Below are 23,992 nucleotides of genomic sequence, written 5' to 3' on the forward strand. Positions count from 1 at the left end.
AACCTAGGGTTTTAAAACGCAGACCGAAACCATATCCTCGAATGCAGGAACCTCGCTCTGTCTTGAAAGCTAAACTGCGAACGTGATTAAGTCTTTTTCAGTGCCATTGGGCTGAAGTCCTCACTACGAACCTATAAGTCACGGGCTAGATATGTACGGATGTTCCGGATTGGGCGATCGACTTTGCGTAAACTCAGAATTCACCGTTTGCGGTAGTCCACTTTGCTAAATTGGCACAGCTACCAGCCAGATAATTAGCCTCAAACTATTGATTAATCGTTGTTTGGCCGTTGCTTACTGTCCTGTGCCAGTACCAGAGACGGAAAGTGTCAGACCGATCGCACCACACACCTTCAACTTTTTATAAATTAGTAAGTGTAAAGCAAGCGAGTCACAACCGATTCAAAAAATCATCAAACCCAAAAATAAAACATTTTCACAGCAGCAGCAATGCGGAATCAGCCAATCTCTAATGTAGCTAACAACATCTACCCGTCAGGCAAATCCCACCAACTGCTCAACCATGAAATCCTTAATTCAATACCTCGGAATTACTGGATTTATACTCCCCGCAACCGCTTCTCAAATCCCTTCAATTTTTCAAGAATTATTTGCCTTTTATCCTGATCGAACGACGGAAGGCAAGAACAATGAAATATCAGGGCAATCAATCAATCTCAAGCGAGGAAATGCAGCCTCTCAAATAGCATAAACAGACAATTACACATCCACATATTTTAACACAACAGGAGTAAATATCATGTTCAACGTAGTAAAAGCTTTCGGCTCGATGTTCTCTACCCAAGGATACAGCGCCGCTAACAATATGCTCATCAAAAATTACGTCAACACCAATTTTAACTATTTCAACGAAGAAGCAGTAGTTGATGAATCGATTTACCCGAATCAAACAGGTCGCGTCCGCTTTCAAGGTAGCTGGTGGCCCGCACGGTGCGATCGCCAAATCACCCTCACACCGGGAGACACGGTTTATGTCATCGGCGTTGACAACATCACTCTGTTAGTTTCCCTGGCTCCGGCAGACTAAATCAGAGCATCAACAACCAGGAAATGCAACCTTTCAAATAGCATAAATAGGCGATTAAACTTCCATATATATTAATACAAAAGGAGTCAGGGAAATGTTCAACTTAGTAAAAGCTTTCGGTTCTATTTTTTCTGTTCACACCTACAGCACGGAAAACAATATCTTAATGGACAACTACATCAACACTAATTTTGTCTATTTCAACGAAGAAGCAGTCGTCGATGAATCGATTTACCCGAATCAAACAGGTCGCGTCCGCTTCCAAGGTAGCTGGTGGCCCGCACGGTGCGATCGCCAAATCACCCTCACACCCGGAGACACGGTTTATGTCATCGGCGTTGACAACATCACTCTGTTAGTTTCCCTCGCTCCCGCAGACTAAACTAGAAAGTAATCTCAACTTTTTCACTGTCAGAACCCCGACTTCTTGAATAAGTCGGGGTTCTGACTATTCTGTTTTTTAGTGGCAATTTAACTTAAATCCCCCTCTTTATTTCTTAGCCCGCGAAGGCGGGCTTTGTTTGTGTAGTAGAGGTTTCAACCGCCGCATTATAACAATAAAATGGCATTTTTGAGAGCTTGTTTGTTAAGGCGATCGCCAATTTGAGATATCCTACTTTCTGGACTTTCTGCGGTTGTTTCTGATGCCTTAGCCGGCGGTAGTGGTTCGAGCAGTTGGGCTTGAGCTTCCTGAATTGAAGGGTATTTTTCAGCCCAGGATGAAATCGCTTCTGAAAGGACATCGATCTCATCGGATAAGGGTTCAATTAGCTGGGCTAGTTCGGTTAATTGTGCGGCCCCGAAGAGCGATCGCTGCTGAGTTAATAGTTCGATAAATGAGTCAATATTTTTTTCGGGGAGTGACATCGATTCCCGTTGGATTTTGTTAATTGTTTGGCGAACAAATTGGAGAGACAAATCTAATAATTGCGCGATCGTCTCTAAATTTATCCCCAACCCGATCGTGCGACGAATGGCTTCTAACTTCGCCTGCCGCTCACCTTGTTCGAGTCCTTCTTCTAAGCCTTCTTGCTTGACTTCCTGATAAAATCGAGTTTGTCTGAGTTCGCTTAAATTTAGCATCATGGCAATTTCCTCGCGGCTTTTTTGGGGGAGTTTGTAGACGATAATTGTTTCGATCAGGCTGATTAAATCGCGTAGAACGGTTGGATCGGACAACTGCTGTCGGGCCATTGCGATCGACTGCCGTGCTTGTTCTGCTGCTGTCTCTGCTGGCTCGATTACCAGTTTAACAACTTTGACTCCCAGCGATCGATCTGCGGCTTCTGGCAATTCATCGAGGTAAATCCGTTGCACCCGCTGACTGGTTAAGAGTTCCTGAAATTGCAGCATCTGTTCGTGTTCGATGCGGCGATTGGGATAGATGACAACGACGCGCCAAGGATTGAGGGGTTTGTATTGTCGCAGATAGAGAAAGAGTTCGCCGAAGATGCGGTAGTACAAGTCGGGATCGGGTTGAAACTGAACTTCCGCCAAGTAAAATGGTTTTTCAGGTTCTTCGGTTTTGGGGAGAAATAACCCATCGATGCGGAATGCGAGTTGTTTGATTTCGCGGGAGGTGAATTCATAGGCGGCGGCTTCGTCTGGAGGGCGATCGATCAGTTCAAAGAAGAAGCTGGGGAATTCTTGAAACAGGCTATAGAAAATCGTGTCTGTTTTCATGAGTTGTCGATGGGAATCGAAGATGGGTACTATACCATGCCAAGAGAGGAACAACCATGACACAAGAACCGATTTTTGAAGAAAGCAGTGGCAACGTATTCGCTGACCTCGGACTGGAGGATGCAGATGAACTTTTTACGCGGGGCAAAATAGGGATTCAAGTAATCCGTATCCTGAAACAAGGGAACTTGAAACAACGGGAAATTAGTCAACTTCTTGGCATTTCACAGCTAGAAGTATCTCATTTAATGAATGGAGAGTTTCAAAGGTTGAGCGAGGACAAAATACTGATTTTCCTCAAGCTACTCGATACACAACTTACATGATGTCATCTACCAGTACCGTTCCTCCTTCGCAAAAATCAATACTAAGATGATAATCTTCTAAAAGTGCTGTCCCGACGAGAGGACGACGACCCATTGCTAAAACCGGAATCACTCGCTGCACCCCATTCCACAGGATCGTGCCTTGATGAACGTTGGTTACAATGCTGGAGTTGTCAGCCAAATTTGCATTAATTGGTGCCACGTAAGGTAACTGAAGTTCTGCAACTACAGTAGGCGGCAAAGTTAAGAAGCCTTCAAAGCCTGTATCAATAACACATTCGATTTCTATTTCTGCACGTCCCGGAGGGTAGAGAATAATTCCCATGCGTGCTTGAAGCCCAACAACTATTCCATTAATCACAATGCTGTCCTAACCAATGTTCCACCGATTGCGTATACAGCATCATAACCGATGCGCTCTGCCCAAGTGATGGCATTAGGCTGTTTGGCTTGCAGGCGATGACAAGCTGCTAGCAAATCTTTGTCAATCTCATATTCACCAGTATTGAGATCGATCGCGATAATTTTACCGATATTCTCTGTTGTTTCAATATGGGTACGGATGCGTTGTTGGTATATCTCTTTGCCACGCTGAGCGATTGCTTCGCGGCTAAGGGTGGGATGAGTCATAAAAATAAGTTCCTAGTTAAAGTTTCTCGGCTGCTTTATCCATCCTAGTGCAAAATCGAAATTATGAAGCAGCTTTAGCATCAAAATGAAAATTACTTTGATTATAACAAACGGGCGATCGCTCGATAGTTTGAGGAGCGATCGCACGTACAAATCGCGAGACTAACTTAACTTTTGCTCCTTGGTAGACTTAACTGGAGTATGAGGTAGCGATCGCGGGGCAATTGCTGCCTCTCGATCGGATTGCTGGCGATCGGGCAAACACCGAGTTGTCCGTTTGTCCTTGTCTGTTTCACTCGGATCGTCTTTCTGCAATGCAGTCAGAATTTGAAAGCACAGCTTGAGCATAAACAGCAGAAATCCTGCGTGGGGATTGAGGCAAGTGGCAACGCCCACTACTGCAAACTCGGTTACTTTCAGCAGTTTATTTTTGTTGGACAGTTTCATCAGGAGTAGTTTGAAATCGACTCTTACATCGTTTCAAAAAGGCTCGGAAGCATGGTCAGAGTAAGAGTTTGACTATTTGTCAGACTTGTCAGACTTGTCAGACTTGTCAGATTTGCCATAATTGAGAGGATAAATTTCTAGGTTTGTTAATGGCACGACGAACACTCCAAGCTTCTACACAAGGTATTAAAGACATCGGAAAAGCATTGAAACGAAAACAAGGAGGACAAACTTACCTGGCTGGTGCTGTGCATTGTTCTCGACAAACCATCTGGAGTTTGCTGCAAGGCAACCCAATTGATTGCGATGTTTTCATGAATGTATGCACGGAGCTAGGGCTAAAGTGGGAAGACATTGCTGAGCCAGAAGCAGCAGAAGCGGTGCAAAACAAAGACTCTAATCTGGATGCGTTAGTTCAGGATGTACGATCGCGCCTCCACGATGACATCCAACGGTTGCACGGAACTATGCCACTTTGGGGTGTCGATCGTTGGGTGCCTTTGGGTGACTTGTTTGTGGATGTCAATATTCTGGAAAAGCTCAGCAGTAGTCGTAAGTCGGAATACGATGACTTGTCACAAGATTTCATGAACAATCCCAGCGCTCGCGGTTTAGATCGCATTGGCTTGGGTAAGGAACAGGAACGGGTGTCAGGCTTAGAGGTGCTGGCGAAGAATACAAACCTAATAGTGGTGGGCAAACCGGGTTCGGGCAAAACCACATATTTGCAGCGAGGGGTAACGGAGTGTAATGCAGGGAATTTACAAGCGCACCGGATTCCGGTTTTGATTAGGCTGCGGGATTTTGTGAAGGATGGACGTGAGGTTTTCTATGCGCTAAAGCCTTATCTAGAGAAGTGTTGGCAGTTATCAGATACAGAAACCCTACTCAAACAAGGTCGGGCGATGCTTCTGCTGGATGGGTTGGATGAGGTGACGGGGGAGAATGGGAAGAATATCACCGAGGAAATTAAGAAGTTTGCTCGTGACTATCCGCAGGTGCAAGTAATTGTGACTTGTAGAACGCAGAGTTTTACTGGCGAAATGGACTGGAAATCTCTACGCTTTCAGTTTGTGGAGGTGGCGGATTTTAATGAAATGCAGGTGCAATTGTTTTCAGAAAATTGGTTTAAGACGGTGATGGGGGATGAGTCGGCGGGACTGGCGAAGGCAAAGGAGTTTTTAAAACAGCTTTTTTTGGAGTCGAATAAGCCGATTCAGGAGTTAGCAATTACGCCGATTTTGCTGAGTTTGACTTGTGCGGTGTTTCAGCAGACGGGGAAGTTTTACTCGAAGCGTTCTAAGCTTTATGAAGAAGGGTTGGAGTTATTGCTAGAGCATTGGGACAAGTCGCGGGAGATCGATCGGGATGAGATTTATCGGGATTTGTCGGTGGAGCGAAAGTTGGAGTTATTAAGCTATCTGGCAGTGAAGAAGTTTGAGCAGACGCAGTATGTGTTATTTGAGCAGACGGAGATTGAGGGATATATTGCGGAGTTTTTAGGGATTGGCCAGCGAGATAGTCGATCGGTGTTGAAGGCAATGGAAGCGCAGCATGGGTTGTTAATTGAGCGATCGCAAAAAATATGGTCATTTTCGCATCTAACATTTCAGGAATATTTTACTGCTTACTTCTTTGCAAAGATTCACAGTCGTGACTCCGAAAACAAAGCAACATTGCAAGCACTAGCTCATCATGTTAATGAGAATCAATGGAAAGAAGTATTTTTTTTGACTACAGAAATGTTGGATGATGCCAGTATTCTAATATTGAACATGGAATCAGAAGTCCAAAAATTGAGTGCCGCGGGTAAAATTACTGCTTGGTTGAACTGGGCACATTCCTCAACAAATAAAGCAACAGGAGATTTTAAACCTGTTATAAAAAGAGCGGCAGCTATGTACATTGCTTGTGCCTTGTCTCCAGATATTATCCATAATATGGCTCTGGGAGACTGTATGGATTACCTTTCAAGATTAATTGATAGAATAGCACATTCTGACGAGCTTAATGAGGTATTGAGAAAGTTCGGTACCTTAGGTGGCTATCGCGATCGCCCTCAGAATAAAGTTATTTATTTAGCTCAAGAAATGGTGCCTATTATTCATGAGTTAGAAATTTTTAGTAGTGTTGATTTTGAAACTTTGAAAAAAAATATTCAGATGTTAGAAATTGAAACTCCCAAAATTGAGAGAGTTTATGACCAAGAATCCTACAATGTACTTCGATGTTTTGTAGATCGGGTTTTACAAGTATGGGCTGAAAGTTTAAGTCTTCAGCAAGAATGGGAAGCAATATTTAGAACCGAAGGGGAATTATTGAATTATCTCTCAGCAAACGAAATGGTAATAGCTTGTAAAGAAAGGGCAGTAAAAATCTCGCTAAAAACATGGGAATCAGTTCTTGATAGAATGTTACTACCGATCGCGGAAATCGAAAAACTCAAACAGGAAAAAGCAGAGTAGGGCAATTCGCTATAAATCCTGTCTTATCTAATTTCGGCAGGGTTTATTTGAATAAACCGTGCCTTGAGTATGCTTAAATAAGCTTAGACACCTACTAACCATATTTAAACCAGTGAACTTTCAATCAGTCATTGCCACCTTAAACAAATTCTGGAGCGATCGAGGATGCCTGATCGCCCAATCCTACGACACAGAAAAAGGTGCAGGAACCATGAATCCCCACACCTTTCTCAGAGCAATTGGGCCCGAACCTTGGTCTGTCGCCTACGTCGAACCCTGTCGCCGCCCCACCGACGGACGCTACGGCGAAAATCCCAACCGCTTCCAACATTACTATCAATATCAAGTTTTAATTAAACCCTCTCCTCCCAACATCCAAGACATCTATTTAGACTCCCTCAGAGCATTAGGAATTCGCCCAGAAGACCACGACATTCGCTTCGTAGAAGACAACTGGGAATCGCCCACCCTCGGAGCTTGGGGTGTGGGCTGGGAAGTCTGGCTTGATGGGATGGAAATTACCCAATTTACCTATTTTCAACAGTGCGGTAGCATAGATTGTCGCCCCGTTTCGATTGAGATTACCTACGGGCTAGAACGCCTCGCAATGTATCTCCAAGAAGTTGATGCGATGACGAAAATTCAGTGGAAAGATGGCATAACTTACGGCGACGTTCACCTGCAAGGAGAAATAGAACAGTGTACTTATAACTTTGAAGCTTCCAATCCAGAATTGCTGTTTACTCTATTTGGGTTGTACGAGCAAGAAGCCGAACAATTGACAAAAAAAGGATTGGTTTTGCCTAGTCTTGATTATGTGCTAAAATGTTCTCACACTTTCAATTTACTCGACGCTAGAGGTGTGATTTCGGTAACGGAAAGAACTCGGTATATCACCAAAATTCGCAACTTGGCGCGGCGAGTTGCTCAGCTTTATTTGGAACAGCGCGAAAATCTGGGTTTTCCTTTAGAAAAAGCTGTTAAAGTTTGAGAAGGAAGAATGGCACGACACGGATTCGGACACGGATACACGGATTAATTTAGCTGTTAGATCCCCGACTTGTTAAAGAAGTCGGGGATCTGGGTATCCGGTTTTTTAGATTTTTAATTAATTCAATGCCTAATTATTCACAAAATAATACAGAAACAATTCCTCAATTGCGTGTTGATGGTGTAAGTTTGAAAACACCGATCGCCTCTAGCTACTTATTAGACAATATCTCGTTTGATGTGCACAAGGGCGATCGCATCGCAATTGTCGGCCCTTCGGGGGCTGGCAAAACAACGCTGTTGCGGTTGTTAAACCGACTCAGCAGCCCCACCAGCGGCTCGATTTATCTGGAAAATACGGAATACCGACAAATTCCGGCGATCGAACTCCGCAGACAAATCACCCTCATCCTGCAAGAATCCAAGCTTTTGGGGATGTCGGTGCGAGAAGCGTTGGCTTATCCTTTGAAGCTGCGGGGCGTCAATTCATCAAACATTGCAGAGAGAATTAGCGGGGCGATCGCACAACTGCACATACCCCAAGAATGGCTCGATCGCACGGAATTGCAGCTTTCCACTGGCCAAAAGCAGTTAGTGGCGATCGCCCGCGGCATCATTCTGGAACCAAAAATCTTGCTTTTAGACGAACCAACATCCGCCCTAGACGCAGGAAAAGCCGCCCACATTTTGCAAGTATTAACACAGCTAACTAACAATCAAACCACAATTTTAATGGTCAATCACCAATTAGAATTAGCAGAGCAATTTAGCACACGAGTCCTGCATTTACAGCGCGGAAAACTCCTCGAAGATTTGCCCTCTCATCAAATAAATTGGGGGCAACTGCGGCAAAATTTAATCCAAGCAGAAGCAGAAGCTCAACAAGAATGGTAAATAAGCTAAAAAACATTTAGTTTGCATTTTGAAAACTCTTAAAATTATTGTGGGGTGGGCATCCTGCCCGCCCCAAAGATGCAGCGCACTCCGCGCCCTACAGAATCAATGAGCTCCCCCAGCACCCGCACCAGCTTTCACCTTTTTAAAACCCAAAATAGCAATCCCGCTTAGCAGCAAAGCAATTCCCACAAAGTAAAAACAATCATTAAAAGCCATTACATAAGCTTCGCGGCGGACAATATTATCAATTGCCTTAATTGCTTGGTCTTTGGCCACGCTTAAATCTGCACCGCGACTCACAAAATACTGAGTCATTTGATTAATTCGCTCCTGCGTTGCCGAATTGTACAAAGAAACAGATTCTCCCAATCTATTCGAGTGAAATTGCTCGCGTTGCGTGACCAAAGTTCCTAACGCCGCAATCCCCATCGAACCTCCCATATTTCGCATCATATTAAACAAACCCGAAGCCGAACCAGCCTCGTGTTTCTCCATACCAGCAGTGGCAATAGTTGACAGCGGCACCATAATTAAAGGCTGCCCCATTGCCCGGACTAATTGCGACCAACGCAACTGATCGATACCCGTATCGTGAGTCATGCTGGCATTCATAAAACAACTCACCGCAAACAAACTCACACCGATACCAATCATCAGCCGCATATCGATTCGCTGCATCAATTTTGGCACCATCGGCACGATGAATAACTGCGGCACGCCGCCCCACATAATCACCTCGCCAATTTGCATGGCATTGTACTGCTGAATCTGACCTAAATACAGCGGCAAAATGTACACCGAACCGTACAATCCCACCCCCAAGGAAATATTCACAATACTTGCTAAGCCGAAATTGCGGCGAGTCAGCAATCGCAAGTTAATAAACGGTTGTTTTCGAGTTAATTCAATCCAGAAAAAAGCGCTGAGAAATATTGCTGCAATTATGCTTAAACGCACAATAAAATCCGAACTCAACCAGTCCTTGCGGCTGCCTTCTTCTAACACAACTTGCAGGGAACCCAAGCCGATCGCCATCGAGACAATTCCCCACCAGTCACCCCCTTTTAGCAGTGACAATTGCATCGGCTTAGGGTCAACTGCGTACCACACAGCGGCTAGCAGCAGCAGCCCTGGAACCAAATTGAGATAAAAGACATATTGCCAACCGTAATTCTCAGTCAGCCATCCTCCCAATGTCGGCCCGATGGATGGTGCAAAAGTAGCTGTCAGTGCAAACAGTGCCATGCCGACAGGTAGTTTTTTGGGCGGTAAATTTGTCAGCAAAAACGTAAAAGACATCGGAATTAAAATGCCCCCCGTCAATCCCTGAAGCGCCCGAAATACAATCATTGAATTCAAATCCCACGCCCAAGCGCAGGACATGGAAAAGAAGACAAAGAAAGCGGCATTTACCAAGATGTAGCGGCGGACTGAAAACACCTGCGACAGCCAACCAGTCAGCGGAATTACTACAATTTCTGCGACTAGATATGCGGTGGAAATCCAAGAACCTTCTTCTAAGGTTGCGCCTAAAGCTGCTTGAATGTCTTTGAGAGATGCGTTGGTGATTTGGATGTCCAAAACTGCCATGAAAGCGCCGAGTATTGTTCCCATGACGCCGATCCAGGTTTTTAAGGGAACTCGATCGTCGCTCTGCTGCTGTGGTATTGCACTGCTATTTGCCATTGGTTTAACCTCTGGTTGCGTAATTAATTTGGATTTTTTAACCGCAGAGGGCGCAGAGGGCGCAGAGAAAGAGAAGAGAAGAGAGAAGTTTACAAGTTGTTGAGGATTGCTGGAGATACAGTCAGATATTGGCTTTGGGAATGTTGTTTAATGTTGGCTTTTGTGATTGGACGCTAACTCCTTAGTGCGAAATTAAACCCATTTTTTGATAAAGTGGCCGGACTAAGTTTTTTAAAGCAGGCAACTGTTTGGTAAAAATGATGGAGCCTAAAATACAAATTATACCCCCAATGATGACTGTATTGGGAGCGCCGATATAATTTGCCAATCCGCCGGCAACTAAATTCCCAAACGGTGTTACTCCAAAAAATGCCATTGTGTATATGCTCATCACTCTTCCGCGTTTGTCGTCTTCTACAATTGTTTGCAAAAATGTGTTTCCTCCTGCAAATTGCAAAATGAAACCAAACCCAACGAACAACATCATGATTAATGACAGCCACAAGATGCGGGACAAACCAAAACCTATCAGCCCGAATCCCATAATTGCCGGTGAAATCGCAATCCATTTGCCGAGGCCAACTATACTTTTGCGCGAAATCAAATAAATCGCTCCCGTAAAGGCTCCGACTCCCGAAGCAGCCATCAAAAAGCCGAGAGTTTGGGCGTCGCCGTGCAGGATTTTGGTGGCAAAAATCGGGACTAATACTGTGTGCGACATTCCGGCCAAACTGACTAATGCTAATAGCAGTAAAATTGCTCGAATCGGGGGAAACCCGAAGGCATAAATGAATCCTTCTTTTAATCTTTGTAAGGGTTTGGTATTAGTTGCGGCAATTTTACGGGGTTTGATCTGCATCGCTAATAAGCCTGCAATTACAGCGATGTAGCTGAGTCCGTCAATGAGAAAGCAATAACTTGCGCCGACTGTAGCTATCAGCAAACCTGCTATTGCTGGGCCGATTAGTCTGGCTGCGTTGAACATCGAAGCATTAATGGCGATCGCATTTGCTAAATATTCTTTCTTTTCTACGAGTTCGGGCACAAAAGCTTGCCGTGCGGGCGCGTCAAAGGCATTAATTGCACCTTGAAAGAAACTCAGTACCAGGATCTGCCAAATGTTCACGACTCCTGTTAGCGCTAAAAATGCTAGCGCTAAGGATTGAACCATTGCTAATATTTGAGTGGCAATTATGACTCGGTGGCGGTTCCAGCGATCGATTAAAACTCCTGCAAAAGGCAGTAAAATTAATGTGGGGATTTGACTTGTAAATCCCACCACGCCGAGCATCCAAGGTGAATCGCTCAAATTGTAGACAAGCCAAACAGTAGCGACTTGCGTCATCCAATTGCCAATCAGCGAGATGCCTTGTCCTGCAAAAAACAGGCGATAATTTCTCGATCGCAGCGCTGGAGGAAGTTTTATTGTTTTGATTTTTGCTAGTAGATTCATGCTGCAAGTACGGCTAGAGCAATCCTATTGGATTTGTCAATATTTTTTAGGGTAGTTTCCCCGCGCCCTTGGTGTCAAATTAAGACTAAAACCCTCTGTTTCTCTTGTTTGTATCTAACTGCGATATCCCCCTAGCCCCCCTGAATAAGGCAGGGTGGATTAATTGTCATCCTAGAAATAGGTACGTAGTTGGGCTTTAGCCCTCTTTAGACGTATATATAAAGAGGGCTAAAGCCCAACTACGTACCTTTATTAATATAACAGTTGCGTCCCAGACGCGAGCTTTGAGCGGTGCTTTCTGTCGTTTCAGATTTCTTCTCCCCACAATAAAACCACCCTGCTATCACCCCTGAATAAGGGGGGATAAGATTGCGATCTTTCGCCGTCATTCTTAAGGGGGATTTAGGGAGATATAGACTCGACTACAAACGACATTTATTATGGGTTTCAATCCTAAGTTGACACAAATGGTACGGCGGGATTATCGCTAAACTCATTTTACCGATCGTTTAGGATTGCTATATGAGCCGGAGGTTCTATTTTTCGGTTCTCCAAAATCAGGAAACGAGCATTTTATGCTCGCAACCCGATCGCGCTGCTTCTAATCAATGCTCAACAGCCAAGTACCGAGGTAACGCAGCAAGGGAACGTCTCCGGGGGTGCGGATGCGGACGTTGAAATTGTACATTCCGCCCGGAGATGGGTTTCTGACGTTGGAGAGTACAACCTCAACATTGTTGCCGGCAGGAATTGGTTCTGCGGGATAAATTTCTATGAAACGATTTTCTTTGTCCCAGATTACTTCTTGCAATTGGATTGTTTTGTCTTTGACGCGCACTTTAATGTCTTTTTGGTCGAATTCGCCTTTGTAGTAGTCTGGATAGGATATGTTCAGTTGGGCGATCGCCAGACTTACTTTTTTGGAAGGAATTCGCAGCCGATATCTATCGCCGCTCATCCCCGCTTTGCCGTAATCCAAGCGATAGTTTAACTGATTGGCTCGATCGGGGCCGCCGAAAATCGTGAATCCCGGCATTCCTTGGGCTAAACTGATGGCGGGCAATCCAGTCAGCAAGCAACCTGTAACCGCTAGTGCTGAAAATAATCGTCGCATAACAACTCCTCTAATTAAACTCTTGGTGAACCTTAAATATCGATCGCCCGAAATTTGCGATCGTGCCTACAATATATCGAATGTCTCAGCAATTTGATGAGGGCGACCCGATTTTAGATTTTAGATTTTAGATTTTAGATTTTAAATTTACTCCCGTCTGCTTTGAGAATCAATCTGGGGGCTGGTTAGAACCCGAGGCTTTTCTGTGCCTCCATCCTCAGTCTGCGAAACGCTGAATCTGGGAACCTCGGAACAAATTGCTCGATCGTCAATTATTTTTTGCGTAATACTGATAACTGACATTCAAACTACAAAATCAGGAGACATGAAATTATATCATAATCGGTTGCAAATTTAACAATCTAGCGAATTTGAATGTATAAGATAAGTTAAAGATACGGCTCGAATTTGGGCGATCGGCTTTACTATCAACGAGAGAAGTTTAGGGGAACGGCTGCTTCAATGTAAAGCAAGGCATCGGGCGATTAAAAATCGCACTTCAAGAAACCTGCGGAGGCAGGTTTTGTCTGTGTAGGAGCGGTTTCAACCGCCCTGGGAAGGCTTAAATAAGGAGAGTTCATGAAATTAGCGATCGCAAAAGAAATAGAAGCAGGCGAACGCCGGGTGGCTTTAGTACCCGACGCTGTGGCCCGATTAGTCAAACAGGGCGTAGAAGTTTGGGTTGAGGCCGGTGCCGGCGCAAAATCCTTTTTCTCGGATCTTGCTTACGAAGAAGCGGGAGCTCAGGTTGTCGCCGATACCGCGACGCTGTGGGGCGAAGCCGATGTCGTCGTGAAAATCGGGGAATTGCAAGAATCAGAAGTTCACCAACTCCGGGAAGGAGGTGTTTTCATCGGATTTTTGAATCCTCTGGGAAATCCGGCTTTAGTACAGCGTTTGGCCGATCGCAAAGTAACGGCATTCAGCATGGAAATGATCCCGCGCACCAGCCGCGCTCAAAGCATGGATGCGCTGTCATCTCAGGCTAACGTCGCCGGTTACAAAGCCGTACTGATCGCAGCCTGCGCATTGCCGAAATATTTTCCGATGCTGACAACGGCGGCGGGTACGATTCGCCCCGCGAAAGTCTTGGTAATGGGTGTGGGCGTTGCGGGCTTGCAGGCGATCGCCACTGCGCGCCGTTTGGGCGCTGTCGTGGAAGCATTCGACATCCGCCCGGAAACAAAAGAACAAGTGCAAAGCTTGGGCGCTAAATTTGTTGATGTCGAATTCAAGGAAGAAACTGTAGCAGCAGGCGGCTATGCTAAAGAATTATCGGAAGTGGCTAAAGAACACACCCGTCAAGTGCTCACCCAACACGTCAGCGCTTCCGATGCAGTAATTACAACTGCTCAAGTTCCTGGCAGAAAAGCACCTATTTTAGTTACTAGAGAAATGGTTTCTCAAATGAAGCCCGGATCGGTAATTGTTGACCTCGCGGCCGAACAAGGCGGCAATTGCGAATGCTCTGAAGCCGGGAAAGATGTTGAATGGAACGGCGTTAATGTCATCGGCCCGATTAATTTGCCCTCGTCGATGCCGGTACACGCTAGCGAAACTTACTCGAAGAATATCTCGGCTTTACTTCAGTTGATGCTGAAAGATCAGGAACTAAATTTGAATTTTGAAGACGATATAATCGCTGGTTCCTGTGTGGCTCGCAACGGTGAGATTAGCAACCAGCGAGTGCGGGATGCTTTGACTGCTGAGGCTTCAGCAGTTAATAGTCATTAGTCAACAGTCAACAGTCAGCAGTCATTAGTGGGGAGATGTCTGGTTTTATGAGTCTCAGATTAAATATAAAACCATTGATGAATCTTGTTTGTAGCCAAGGCCAGATCCCCCTAAATCCCCCTTGAGAAGGAGGACTTTGAATGCTTCTTGTCCCCCCCTTCTTAAGGGGGGCTAGGGGGGATCGAGCCTCGGCAGTAAACAGCAGTCTGTGAATACGTTTGACCTGGTTGGGAAACGGTAAAGCTTTTACAGTTGATGACTGATGACTGATGACTGATGACTGATGACTGATGACTGATGACTAATGACTGATGACTGATGACTGATGACTGATAACCAATTACCAATTACCAATTGTTATGGCAGAAGGATTGATTGCAGGTTTAGTGGTGTTTACTCTAGCGTCGTTTGTGGGATTTGAAGTAATTAATAAAGTCCCGCCGACGCTGCACACACCTTTGATGTCGGGATCGAATGCGATTTCGGGAATTGCGGTTTTAGGTGCAATTCTGATTTCCGGCCAAGGCAATGTGACTGTTACTTCGATATTGGGGACGATCGCGATCGCCCTGGCCACAATTAACGTTGTCGCCGGTTTCTTAGTAACCGATCGAATGCTGCAAATGTTCAAGAAAAAAGAGGTTAAAGCGTGAGCGATTTTCTGCCCAGTGGCATTCAACTAGGTTATTTAGTTGCAGCATCTTTGTTTATTATCGGTTTGAAACAGTTGGGTTCCCCTGCAACCGCCCGTCAAGGAAATGTGTTAGCTGCGATCGGGATGTTAATTGCGATCGTCGGTACGTTGCTGGAAAAGCAAGTCATCAGCTACGAATTGATTGCTGTCGGAATTATCATCGGTTCCATTTTGGGAACAATTATGGCAAAAACCGTGGCGATGACGGATATGCCGCAGATGGTGGGTTTGCTTAACGGTTTCGGGGGCGCGGCTTCTGCACTCGTTGCTGTGGGCGAATTCTGGCGCTATCTCAGCATCCCGGCATCGCCTGCGCCAGACACGACAATTACGATCCTTTTGGGCGTGTTGATTGGCGGAATTACTTTCACTGGTAGCCTTGTGGCGTTTGCGAAACTGCAAGAATTGCTACCGGGTGCGCCAATGACGTTTCCGCTGCAACAGCCGTTTAATGCCATGCTGGCGATCGCGCTTTTAGCCGGCAGCGGTTATATGCTGGCGAATCCGGAGGATGTGCCGGTATTCCTGGGTTTGGTGGCGATTTCCAATATTCTGGGAATCATGTTTGTGCTCCCGATTGGTGGCGGTGATATGCCTGTTGTGGTTTCGCTGCTTAACTCTTATTCGGGGATTGCGGCGAGTGTGGCTGGGTTCATTTTGATGAACAATATGCTGATTATCGCTGGTGCATTGGTGGGCGCGTCGGGGATTATTTTGACGCAAATCATGTGCAAGGCGATGAATCGATCGCTTGGTAGCGTGCTGTTTAGCGCGTTTGGTAGTGCTGGGGCTGCTGCTGGGGCTGCTGCTGGGGCTGCTGGTGCTACTGACAAAACTGTTCGCAGCATCAATCTCGAAGAAAGTGCGATGATGTTGGGTTATGCGCGATCGGTGGTAATTATTCCGGGTTACGGAATGGCTGTAGCGCAAGCACAGCACGCCGTGCGCGAGTTAGCCGACGGTTTGGAAAAAATGGGTGTTGACGTGAAATACGCGATTCACCCGGTGGCTGGGCGGATGCCGGGGCACATGAATGTGCTGTTGGCGGAAGCAAACGTGCCTTATCCGCAGTTGTACGATATGGACGATATCAATCCGCAGTTTGAAGAAACGGATGTGGCGTTGGTAATCGGGGCTAATGATGTGGTGAATCCGGCGGCGCGTCACGATACGGCGAGCCCGATTTATGGGATGCCGATTTTGGAGGTTGATAAGGCTAAGCATACGATCGTGATTAAGCGCGGGATGAGTGCTGGTTTTTCGGGTGTTGACAATGAGTTGTTCTACAAGGATAAGACGATGATGTTGTTTGGTAGCGCTAAGGATGTGGTTGCGAAGTTGGTTTCTGAGGTGAAGCAGTTGTAGGATTTTGCAACCGCAGATTAAGGCTGATTAACGCGGATTAACGCAGATGATTAAACCCGGTTTTTTGGATAAACCGGGTTTTTGTTTTGGGTTTGTAGAGATGCTAATCTAGGCTACTCGTTTACTTCAAAAAGATATCGAGGTAATCCTGACTGCCGAATAATAGACTGCAAAGTGCCAATTTTAATTTCTGAATAATTTGGCACAGGCACTGTTACAGTTGTATTAGGTAGTCGCTGCTGCATGATAATATGACTTCCGCGCTGGCGCACTTGAACAAAGTCATATTGTTCTAAAATCTGACAAACTTGAGCCGCTGATAGAACTCTCAGTTTACCCAACGCTCACCTCTACACGAGTCACAAAAAATTCACTATGCAGCCTATTTTTGACTTCAGAAGGATCTGCTGTTTCAAAAAATAGTTCCAGCGCCTCGATCAGATTACGTCGCGCTTCTTCTATATTGTCACCTTGGCTGGCAATATCGAGTTCCGGGCAAAGGGATACATATCCATCGCCTTCTCGTTCAATAATTGCTGTAAACTGTTGTGTTGACTTCATAATTTGAAGTGGCGGACTGCCAAGCTCAAACAATTATACTTTTACTTGAGATTATATCACATATTTCGCTTTTCGGTGGAGACGGGCGATGGCGTCGGGCCCCGCAAGCTAAGGGTTTGGTTCAAATAGTCAGTGGAGATGGGTGTATGTAAAAATCCTTGTTCTCTGGCTTTTTGAAACCATTTTTCTGCTTCAGCGCGATCGGCTGCTACGCCATCAGCACCGCAAAGATAAATTCCTGCTAAGTTGTTGGAAGCAACACCATAGCCTTGTTCAGCGGATTTGATGTACCATTTAATTGCTTCTAATATTATCCTTTCTCGACCTAATCCTAAATGGTACATACTGGCAATTATGCACTGGGATTCAGCATTTCCCTGTTCTGCTAGCGCTTTTAACAAGCTAAAGGCTTGGGTATAATCTTGGGTATTAAAAGCGGCTAGACCTTTTTCTAAGTCAGACATTTTCGTTCTCCGTTTTTTCTGTGAACTTTTACGGCCCTGGAAAGTTTTCGTCAAAAGATTGAGGACAGGGGCGATCTTTGGGCCAAGGGAATGTTGCTAAAGCTGCGTAACCCTTGCATTTATAAGCACAAATTTTAAAGTTACTCGTAGGATCGGGAGACAAGAATTCTCCACTATATTCGCATCTTTTGCGTGGCGGCTCGCTGGTAGATTCACTGCTATCACTGTTATCGGGTTGCATGGTAACAAAAGGCGATTTATTACAACTTTTAGTTAATATTATAATAGCATTAAATAAACATAACTAATAAATTCGATCTAGTTGTTGCGATTTCTTATTTTGTTCCCTAAGCTGACGCATTTTTAAGACAAAAGGTGATGGATTGCGATCGTACTCAGCTTCAGCTTTGAGGCAATATTCTAACCAGTCTCCTACATACTTACCTACAGTTTTTTGATTTTCTAGATAGTACAAAATCGTAGCATAAACTTGAGCCATAGTAACTGTCCGAAATTTTTGAGCTATGGCTTCGGGATTTTGGTTGCGGTAAATGTATTCGTAGAGAATGTGTTCGATACCTACGCGGGTTCCTTTGATGCGGATATCTTCTGGTGTTAAGAATTCAAAGTAATCTTCTAATTGCATGATTTTCGCTCGTGTTCCATAAATTTACTATACAGGCGATTCTGGACTTCTGAAGGATCTGCTGTTTCAAAAAATAGTTCTAGCGCCTCGATCGGATTTCGTCGGGCTTCTTCTATATTGTCACCTTGGCTGGCAATATCAAGTTATGGGCAAAGGGATACATATCCGTCGCCTTCTCGTTCAACGATTGCTGTAAACTGTTGTGTTGACTTCCTAATTTGAAGTGGCGGACTGCCAAGCTCAAACAATTATAGTTTTACTTGAGATTATATCACATCTTTCGCTGTTCGGTGGAGACGGGCGATCGCCCTATGCCATGCTAGCTTGGTTTAAATAGTCACGGGCGATCGGTGCTAGTCAAATATACCTGCGATCGGAGATTTTGTAAATATAATAAAAACCTAAAGAATTAATAGAACTGCAAAAATTGTACTAACCTTAGAGCTAAGGTCAATTAAATTAAAAAAATTTCAACTATGTCAGATCAACCTTTTAACATCCGCCAACTAGACGGCCTAGATTATGACGATGCAGAACCGATCCTGGAAGATTATCAGGAAACGCTAATCGAGCTATTTGTCAATTCTCCCGAAGGAGAAGAATACTGTAAAGCTTATCCAGACGTTGGATTTTGGATCTCGCAGTTCATTTATTACGGTTTCGGCTATGAAGGTTTTACGCTGCCTCGCATGAAAGTGGAAGATGTGGAAACTGTAGTCGAAGAGTTGTTTCCCAGGAAAGTGAGTTTGCTTTCGCCGGAAGAAGGTGAAAATGCTATCCCAGAATTATTGGCGTTCTGGGAATTTTTGAAGCGAGAATTTAAACTGCGAAATGCCACTTCAATTATCAAATACCTGCGGGAGATCGAGCCGGAATTTAAGGAGATTATGGAAGATTCCTCTAAATTTGGATTAGCCAAATCCTTTGTAACGCTCGGTCATCAAGCAGGGTTTGATATGAGTACGGGGGAAGGTCTCACACAATTTCAGGAGATATATAATGCTAGCATTGCTCCTATAATGGCAGCTAAAAACTCCGATACATCGGGACTTTTCAGCAAACCGATAAGTGGTAGTGCTGTCAATGAATCTAAGGCAAGTAAAGAAAAGCAAAAAAAAGCAAAAAATGCGGCGGCTGAATCGAGGAAACGCAACCGCACCAAGAAAAAATGAGGTTTAGCAAGTATCTATAGCGGTTCTCAGAAAGATGAGGTACGTAGTTGGGCTTCAGCCCTCTTAGTTTAGTTATTATATAAGCTGTCAGTCATACCTCATCTTTTTGAGAAAGGCTATATTCTCATTTTACTCTTCTGATTCTTCTCAGCATCCTGTTAGCTTCTTCCCTCCCGCGAAACTTCCAAACTAATAAATAACACATCAAACAAAACCCGAAAATTCCTAACACGATCGCACTTTCTTCCGGTGAGTTGGTAGTTCGATCGAACTTCCCACTCTTCTGGCTTGCTTGGATGTTGTTAGTTCGTTCGACGGTGCGATCGTCCGCTTGCAAGTTAAAATTGTGTTGTTCGATCGCATTACTCTTTTTTAATTTTCGATCGACTTCTTGAAATAACTTCGGTTGTCCGCAGCTTGTTAAGGACAATCCCATAAGGATAAAAATTAGGAAATAACAGGGCAATTTCACGATTTTTACTTCCATTTAGGGAGAAAGCGACTAAATGAATATAAGACTGACTCGTGGGAAGGCAGAAACCGGGTTTTTGTGACAATACTTCGTACACAGCCACAGATTCCCTGAAAAACCCGGTTTCTTTTGTTTGAGTGCGTAATTCCTGCGAATAATTTCTACAATAGTGGTTTATGATTTTCGTAAGTTGTAGTTAAAGGCGATCGCTATACAACCGATTCTTTACTTCAGAAGGATCTGCTGTTTCAAAAAATAGTTCTAGCGCCTCGATGAAATTTTGTCGGGCTTCTTCTATATTGTCACCTTGGCTGGCAATATCAAGTTCTGGGCAAAGGGATATATATCCGTCGCCTTCTCGTTCAATGATTGCTGTAAACTGTTGTGGTGACTTCATAATACTATAATAGCATTATTCGACATCCGGCAAGTTTTCGGGAATGCGTTACTTGGCTGATGTAGAACTTTTCAACTTAATTATCGCTCTTGTTGTCTCTCAAAATTTTATCGAGGATTCTGTACCGTGAGTAATAGTGGAAAGTTCTTTAACGTCGCAAACCTGACTATCGGTGTACTAGGTTTGTTAGCGGCTGTTGGCGGTGCGGGAATTGCTATTGTTCAAGGTTGGCCGCCTCTGTTGTTTGGGAAAGATGCTCGTTTTTCCTGCCAAAATCAGCCAGATACTCAGCGGGGTAGTGAAGTTTGGACTGTCATGTACCGTCACGATAAAGGTCAACAACCTTGGCTAAAAATGGTTACAACTTTAGGCGGTGATTATACGCCTCTAAAACGTTGCGAAGAAATTTCTGAACGATTGAATGGTTATCGCAAAGATGGTTTGATTCGGTTAGCTTATAGAGACGATCCTAAGACGCCGAATCAATATGTGATTTGCGCGAAAACTAAGTTGAGTGGCGAGGGTTGTCCGCTGTTGGTGACGTTGAAGCCCGGTAGCGAAACAGAGGCTTATAACGCAATGCGAGATATGACTGAAAATTTGTTGAACGGTACTGGGGTTTATCAAAATAGCGAGGGTAAGTTGGCAAGTTCTAAGTTTTCTCCGTCTTCGCCAGAGATTGATTTAACTCCTTTTTTGGCTGAAGAGGATCTGATTGCTGGATCTAATTCTGCTAAGTGATATTAAACTTATAGGAATTACGCATGGGGTTCAGAAACCGGGTTTTTTACGAAAATACTTCGTTACATCCCGCAGATTCGGAAAAAAACCCGGTTTCTTTGGTGGGAGTGCGTAAGTCCTGGTTCACTGAAAAGTTTATTTTGGCTAATTGTTATAACCCTCAAGTTGCTGGCAACATCCTGGCTGGTAAGTCACAGTGCCAGGTATCGGAAACTCAGACACCGCATGACTTCGTGGATTTTGACTCCCTCACAATTCTTAATAAAAACTTGGAGCCTTTATAGGTTACGCTTTACAAGTCTCTGCACGATAGAAGAAGATCGAACCCCAGAACAAAACTCGTACCCCCAACGGTCCCGCCGGTAGGTGACCCGATGGTGCATTTGTACTGAAAGTTAGTTGAGAGTACACCAGCCATTCTTCTCCTTTCTTCCAGCCTAAAGCCTCACCGTAAGCTACCCATACTTTCTTATCATACTCTTTTGTACCACCCAGACTTTGATAAATCTGCTTCTGCACCGAAAATCCAAAGCGTCCATTACTATATTTTACCCACAGTCGATCTATCGCCCGCAAATCAGGACAGGAAAAATTTTCGACATCTTCCCAACGTAGCAAACCTAGTGTTTTTCTCCCCGCCACTTCCAACATTTTGTTAGCAGTTTCCCCATCTGCTTCTTTCCACTTCCCGGCTGCCAATAACTGTTCCAGTTTAGTATAGTCTGCTTTAGCAAGGGGTTGATTTTCCCAAGACTGATTTGCCAGATAAGTTTGAATCGGAATTCCCCTCGGCAATTTATCCTTTGCCTGCCCGTGAACTGCCACCACTTTACCGCTAGCATCTAAAACAGGCGCACCACTTATGCCAACAGAAACTTGAGCTGTATAGTTAATTCCATATCCCTCCGTCAAGACAACATTAATCCTCGATACTGAACCTTCCAAAAATTCCGGCGCTAAATCTTCGTTTTGAAGAACAGGAAAACCATAAATATAGATTTTATTTCCTACTTTCAGCTCGTTAGAATCACCAAAATTGACACTCGGATAAGGACAATTTTCCCCGGCAGACTTAAACGTCACCACTGCTAAATCAAAATTGGGACTTGTTTGAATAGTGTCAGTTGTATGACCTTGTTTATCCTGATAAGTTTGCAGTTTCAAACTATAGCCTTTAACTACATGACCGGCCGTGAGAACAGTGCAAACTCCCTTTTTACCTGGTACAATAAACCCGGTACCGTGTCCGCCTTGATTTTCGTAGTAAATCAGAACAAGGCTCTTGTTAACTGTTTCAGCAATTTCTTGAGATGACTTCGGCTGGGAGCAACTTGTTAAGGAGAGTCCGATGAGGGTAAAAATTAGCCAGCAAAAGCGAAATTTCATGAATTTTGTTGATAGTTTTAGGGAATAATGGAGTAAATGAAGAATTTCTACAACAGTGATATGTTGTTTTCCAGGTAGGAGATTAATATGAAAGTATACCATTTTTTTGCGATCGTAGGTACGGGTAAGGACACGGTAGTGCCCAGAGGTGACAAGTTAAGATTAAAAGCCTCTTGATATCTCGCTGGTAGCCAAGTCTAGATCCCCCTAAATCCCCCTTAAAAAGGGGGACTTTGACTGCACTCTTGTCCCTCCCTTATTAAGGGGGGCTAGGGGGGATCTAGATTTGGTAGACTCACAGAAAAGCATCGGGCGGGGCGGGTTTACGAGATAATTAGTTTGAAACAATTATGGTTGGTAAAACCCGCCCCTACGAGATTGCAAATTATTCGATCGCGAATCAACGAATAAATTGAAGCAGCGATCGCTAGAAATGAGGAACCCTAAAACATGGCGGAAATTTGCTATAATCTAACTAATATCAAATCCGAACGATCGCACTTATGACTATACAAGAATTAGAAACTCAAGTCTTAACCTTAAATCCGGCAGATAAAGCTAAACTAATCAGCATCCTAACTCAAACTTTAACCAACGGTTCTTTAGGCATTAAAAAGACTCCCGGCGTGTGTGGTGGCGATGCCTGTGTTGGCAATACTCGCATACAAGTTTGGGTACTGGTGGGTTATCGCCGTCTCGGATGCAGCGATGCGGAACTTTTTAAGTGCTATCCCCATTTGACGGCGGCTGATTTAGTCAATGCTTGGGCTTATGCTGATGCTTACCCAGAAGAAATTGAACAAGCAATCAAAGAAAATGAGGAAGCCTAAAACATGGCGCGACTTTATGCAGACGAACAGTATCCGTTGCCAGTAGTTGAGTTTCTTCGACCTTTAGGTCACGATGTATTAACAGTTCAAGAAGCCGGAAATGCAGGATTAGGGATTCCTGATGAGGATGTATTGGCTTTTGCAGTGAGTAATGAGCGAGCAGTTTTGACTCTCAATCGAGGGGATTTCATTCGACTGCATCGCTCACAACCCAACCATGCTGGTATTATCATTTGTACTCAAGATAGCAACTGGGAAAGACAGGCGACCCGAATTAATGATGCTATTTCTGCGGAAGAAAATCTCACAAGTAAATTGATTCGAGTCAACCGCCCGCCGCAGTGAAAAAAGCCCTGAAGTGTAGCTATCCCGTAGGGAATCGCCCAAACCCGATTTAAGCTAAAATATTAAACATATATTCCCCAAAAAATAGGAATGAACTATGACCCTCACCGAATCAAAAATCGATTGGGCATCTTTAACAGCCGTCGATAAAGCAGCCGTTATAGAAATTTTACTCGCCTCCTTAAGCAACGGTTCTCTAGGCATTAAAAAAACTCCTGGTGTGTGCGGAGGCGATGCTTGTATCGGCAATACTCGCATACCCGTTTGGTCGCTGGTGTGCGATCGACGTTTAGGTGCTTCCGATGGTATCATCCTAGAATCATTTCCCGATCTAACCGCCGCTGACTTGGTAAATGCGTGGGCTTATGCTGATGCTTACCCAGAAGAAATTGAACAAGCAATCAAAGAAAACGATGAAGTTATGGAAGAAAGCGAGGTTTATTAAA

Annotated in this window: 29 protein-coding genes; 15 read left to right on the forward strand and 14 right to left on the reverse strand. The window is 44.4% G+C overall.

What is annotated here, in order from left to right:
- The first annotated feature begins 760 nt into the window (after nucleotides 1–760).
- On the forward strand, nucleotides 761–1,048 hold the full coding sequence (locus tag QUB70_RS06395) for an NfeD family protein (RefSeq protein WP_332979076.1): 288 nt from the start codon (nucleotides 761–763) through the stop codon (nucleotides 1,046–1,048).
- 94 nt (nucleotides 1,049–1,142) lie between these two features.
- Nucleotides 1,143–1,430, forward strand: a complete 288-nt coding sequence (locus QUB70_RS06400; RefSeq protein ID WP_332979078.1) for an NfeD family protein — start codon at nucleotides 1,143–1,145, stop codon at nucleotides 1,428–1,430.
- 167 nt (nucleotides 1,431–1,597) lie between these two features.
- Here the strand turns inward: QUB70_RS06400 and QUB70_RS06405 are convergent, their stop codons facing one another.
- Complete coding sequence (locus QUB70_RS06405; RefSeq protein ID WP_332979079.1) at nucleotides 1,598–2,731, reverse strand: Rpn family recombination-promoting nuclease/putative transposase; 1,134 nt, start codon at nucleotides 2,729–2,731, stop codon at nucleotides 1,598–1,600.
- Between the two features lie 56 nt (nucleotides 2,732–2,787).
- Here QUB70_RS06405 and QUB70_RS06410 point away from each other — a divergent pair, with 56 nt between their 5' ends.
- A complete protein-coding gene (locus tag QUB70_RS06410; protein WP_332979081.1) occupies nucleotides 2,788–3,057 on the forward strand; it encodes a helix-turn-helix domain-containing protein in 270 nt (89 codons plus the stop codon).
- On the opposite strand, the gene QUB70_RS06415 is transcribed toward QUB70_RS06410, so the two are convergent.
- From QUB70_RS06415 to QUB70_RS06425, 3 genes are all read right to left on the reverse strand, one after another.
- Nucleotides 3,050–3,418 carry a clan AA aspartic protease gene (locus QUB70_RS06415; RefSeq protein WP_332979082.1) on the reverse strand — a complete coding sequence of 123 codons (369 nt, stop codon included), beginning with the start codon at nucleotides 3,416–3,418 and terminating at the stop codon, nucleotides 3,050–3,052. The genes QUB70_RS06410 and QUB70_RS06415 overlap by 8 nt on opposite strands.
- Nucleotides 3,415–3,687 carry a hypothetical protein gene (locus tag QUB70_RS06420; RefSeq protein ID WP_332979083.1) on the reverse strand — a complete coding sequence of 91 codons (273 nt, stop codon included), beginning with the start codon at nucleotides 3,685–3,687 and terminating at the stop codon, nucleotides 3,415–3,417. The genes QUB70_RS06415 and QUB70_RS06420 overlap by 4 nt, the downstream gene beginning before the upstream one ends.
- Before the next feature lie 162 nt (nucleotides 3,688–3,849).
- Nucleotides 3,850–4,134 (reverse strand): hypothetical protein, encoded by a 285-nt coding sequence (locus QUB70_RS06425; protein WP_332979084.1) that lies wholly within the window; start codon nucleotides 4,132–4,134, stop codon nucleotides 3,850–3,852.
- Nucleotides 4,135–4,283: 149 nt separating this feature from the next.
- Here QUB70_RS06425 and QUB70_RS06430 point away from each other — a divergent pair, with 149 nt between their 5' ends.
- From QUB70_RS06430 to QUB70_RS06440, 3 genes are all read left to right on the forward strand, one after another.
- Nucleotides 4,284–6,599, forward strand: coding sequence for an NACHT domain-containing protein (locus QUB70_RS06430; protein ID WP_332979085.1), 2,316 nt, complete (start codon nucleotides 4,284–4,286; stop codon nucleotides 6,597–6,599).
- Between the two features lie 112 nt (nucleotides 6,600–6,711).
- Nucleotides 6,712–7,590: a glycine--tRNA ligase subunit alpha gene (gene glyQ / locus QUB70_RS06435; RefSeq protein WP_332979086.1), complete on the forward strand. Its 879-nt coding sequence runs from the start codon at nucleotides 6,712–6,714 to the stop codon at nucleotides 7,588–7,590.
- Between the two features lie 125 nt (nucleotides 7,591–7,715).
- Nucleotides 7,716–8,483 (forward strand): ABC transporter ATP-binding protein, encoded by a 768-nt coding sequence (locus tag QUB70_RS06440; protein WP_332979087.1) that lies wholly within the window; start codon nucleotides 7,716–7,718, stop codon nucleotides 8,481–8,483.
- A 105-nt stretch (nucleotides 8,484–8,588) separates the two neighbouring features.
- Here the strand turns inward: QUB70_RS06440 and QUB70_RS06445 are convergent, their stop codons facing one another.
- The 3 genes from QUB70_RS06445 to QUB70_RS06455 all read right to left on the reverse strand — a co-directional run bounded on the left by QUB70_RS06445 (nucleotide 8,589) and on the right by QUB70_RS06455 (nucleotide 12,739).
- A complete protein-coding gene (locus tag QUB70_RS06445) occupies nucleotides 8,589–10,172 on the reverse strand; it encodes an MDR family MFS transporter (RefSeq protein WP_332979088.1) in 1,584 nt (527 codons plus the stop codon).
- A 181-nt stretch (nucleotides 10,173–10,353) separates the two neighbouring features.
- Nucleotides 10,354–11,625: an MFS transporter gene (locus QUB70_RS06450; protein WP_332979089.1), complete on the reverse strand. Its 1,272-nt coding sequence runs from the start codon at nucleotides 11,623–11,625 to the stop codon at nucleotides 10,354–10,356.
- 601 nt (nucleotides 11,626–12,226) lie between these two features.
- Nucleotides 12,227–12,739 (reverse strand): DUF2808 domain-containing protein, encoded by a 513-nt coding sequence (locus QUB70_RS06455; protein ID WP_332979090.1) that lies wholly within the window; start codon nucleotides 12,737–12,739, stop codon nucleotides 12,227–12,229.
- A gap of 579 nt (nucleotides 12,740–13,318) precedes the next feature.
- On the opposite strand from QUB70_RS06455, the gene QUB70_RS06460 reads away from it, so the two are divergent.
- From QUB70_RS06460 to QUB70_RS06470, 3 genes are all read left to right on the forward strand, one after another.
- Nucleotides 13,319–14,473 carry a Re/Si-specific NAD(P)(+) transhydrogenase subunit alpha gene (locus tag QUB70_RS06460; RefSeq protein ID WP_332979091.1) on the forward strand — a complete coding sequence of 385 codons (1,155 nt, stop codon included), beginning with the start codon at nucleotides 13,319–13,321 and terminating at the stop codon, nucleotides 14,471–14,473.
- Nucleotides 14,474–14,832: 359 nt separating this feature from the next.
- On the forward strand, nucleotides 14,833–15,126 hold the full coding sequence (locus tag QUB70_RS06465) for an NAD(P) transhydrogenase subunit alpha (protein ID WP_106150865.1): 294 nt from the start codon (nucleotides 14,833–14,835) through the stop codon (nucleotides 15,124–15,126).
- Complete coding sequence (locus tag QUB70_RS06470; RefSeq protein ID WP_332979092.1) at nucleotides 15,123–16,532, forward strand: NAD(P)(+) transhydrogenase (Re/Si-specific) subunit beta; 1,410 nt, start codon at nucleotides 15,123–15,125, stop codon at nucleotides 16,530–16,532. The genes QUB70_RS06465 and QUB70_RS06470 overlap by 4 nt, the downstream gene beginning before the upstream one ends.
- A gap of 113 nt (nucleotides 16,533–16,645) precedes the next feature.
- On the opposite strand, the gene QUB70_RS06475 is transcribed toward QUB70_RS06470, so the two are convergent.
- The 4 genes from QUB70_RS06475 to QUB70_RS06490 all read right to left on the reverse strand — a co-directional run bounded on the left by QUB70_RS06475 (nucleotide 16,646) and on the right by QUB70_RS06490 (nucleotide 18,203).
- On the reverse strand, nucleotides 16,646–16,873 hold the full coding sequence (locus QUB70_RS06475) for a type II toxin-antitoxin system HicA family toxin (RefSeq protein WP_293192941.1): 228 nt from the start codon (nucleotides 16,871–16,873) through the stop codon (nucleotides 16,646–16,648).
- Nucleotides 16,866–17,093, reverse strand: a complete 228-nt coding sequence (locus QUB70_RS06480; protein WP_332979094.1) for a type II toxin-antitoxin system HicB family antitoxin — start codon at nucleotides 17,091–17,093, stop codon at nucleotides 16,866–16,868. Before QUB70_RS06480 ends, QUB70_RS06475 begins: the two co-directional genes overlap by 8 nt.
- Before the next feature lie 56 nt (nucleotides 17,094–17,149).
- A complete protein-coding gene (locus tag QUB70_RS06485) occupies nucleotides 17,150–17,557 on the reverse strand; it encodes a tetratricopeptide repeat protein (protein ID WP_332979095.1) in 408 nt (135 codons plus the stop codon).
- A gap of 304 nt (nucleotides 17,558–17,861) precedes the next feature.
- On the reverse strand, nucleotides 17,862–18,203 hold the full coding sequence (locus QUB70_RS06490; protein WP_332979097.1) for a DUF433 domain-containing protein: 342 nt from the start codon (nucleotides 18,201–18,203) through the stop codon (nucleotides 17,862–17,864).
- A 476-nt stretch (nucleotides 18,204–18,679) separates the two neighbouring features.
- Between QUB70_RS06490 and QUB70_RS06495 the strand changes: the two genes are divergently transcribed.
- Entirely contained in the window at nucleotides 18,680–19,375 is a 696-nt protein-coding gene (locus QUB70_RS06495; protein ID WP_332979098.1) for a hypothetical protein, read from the forward strand.
- Nucleotides 19,376–19,499: 124 nt separating this feature from the next.
- On the opposite strand, the gene QUB70_RS06500 is transcribed toward QUB70_RS06495, so the two are convergent.
- On the reverse strand, nucleotides 19,500–19,811 hold the full coding sequence (locus QUB70_RS06500) for a hypothetical protein (RefSeq protein WP_332979099.1): 312 nt from the start codon (nucleotides 19,809–19,811) through the stop codon (nucleotides 19,500–19,502).
- A 232-nt stretch (nucleotides 19,812–20,043) separates the two neighbouring features.
- Entirely contained in the window at nucleotides 20,044–20,244 is a 201-nt protein-coding gene (locus tag QUB70_RS06505; protein WP_332979101.1) for a type II toxin-antitoxin system HicB family antitoxin, read from the reverse strand.
- A 126-nt stretch (nucleotides 20,245–20,370) separates the two neighbouring features.
- On the opposite strand from QUB70_RS06505, the gene QUB70_RS06510 reads away from it, so the two are divergent.
- Together QUB70_RS06510 and QUB70_RS06515 are read left to right on the forward strand one after the other, a co-directional pair.
- Nucleotides 20,371–20,985 carry a COP23 domain-containing protein gene (locus QUB70_RS06510; protein ID WP_332979102.1) on the forward strand — a complete coding sequence of 205 codons (615 nt, stop codon included), beginning with the start codon at nucleotides 20,371–20,373 and terminating at the stop codon, nucleotides 20,983–20,985.
- 23 nt (nucleotides 20,986–21,008) lie between these two features.
- Entirely contained in the window at nucleotides 21,009–21,269 is a 261-nt protein-coding gene (locus tag QUB70_RS06515) for a hypothetical protein (RefSeq protein ID WP_332979103.1), read from the forward strand.
- A gap of 1 nt (nucleotide 21,270) precedes the next feature.
- Here the strand turns inward: QUB70_RS06515 and QUB70_RS06520 are convergent, their stop codons facing one another.
- On the reverse strand, nucleotides 21,271–22,371 hold the full coding sequence (locus QUB70_RS06520; protein ID WP_332979104.1) for a GUN4 domain-containing protein: 1,101 nt from the start codon (nucleotides 22,369–22,371) through the stop codon (nucleotides 21,271–21,273).
- 503 nt (nucleotides 22,372–22,874) lie between these two features.
- On the opposite strand from QUB70_RS06520, the gene QUB70_RS06525 reads away from it, so the two are divergent.
- The 3 genes from QUB70_RS06525 (at nucleotide 22,875) to QUB70_RS06535 (ending at nucleotide 23,991) form a co-directional block, all read left to right on the forward strand.
- On the forward strand, nucleotides 22,875–23,201 hold the full coding sequence (locus QUB70_RS06525; protein WP_332979105.1) for a DUF433 domain-containing protein: 327 nt from the start codon (nucleotides 22,875–22,877) through the stop codon (nucleotides 23,199–23,201).
- A 3-nt stretch (nucleotides 23,202–23,204) separates the two neighbouring features.
- On the forward strand, nucleotides 23,205–23,546 hold the full coding sequence (locus QUB70_RS06530) for a DUF5615 family PIN-like protein (RefSeq protein ID WP_332979106.1): 342 nt from the start codon (nucleotides 23,205–23,207) through the stop codon (nucleotides 23,544–23,546).
- A 97-nt stretch (nucleotides 23,547–23,643) separates the two neighbouring features.
- Nucleotides 23,644–23,991, forward strand: a complete 348-nt coding sequence (locus QUB70_RS06535; RefSeq protein ID WP_332979107.1) for a DUF433 domain-containing protein — start codon at nucleotides 23,644–23,646, stop codon at nucleotides 23,989–23,991.
- Nucleotide 23,992: the final 1 nt, after the last annotated feature.

This window comes from Microcoleus sp. A003_D6, assembly GCF_036702825.1.
GTDB lineage: Bacteria > Cyanobacteriota > Cyanobacteriia > Cyanobacteriales > Microcoleaceae > Microcoleus.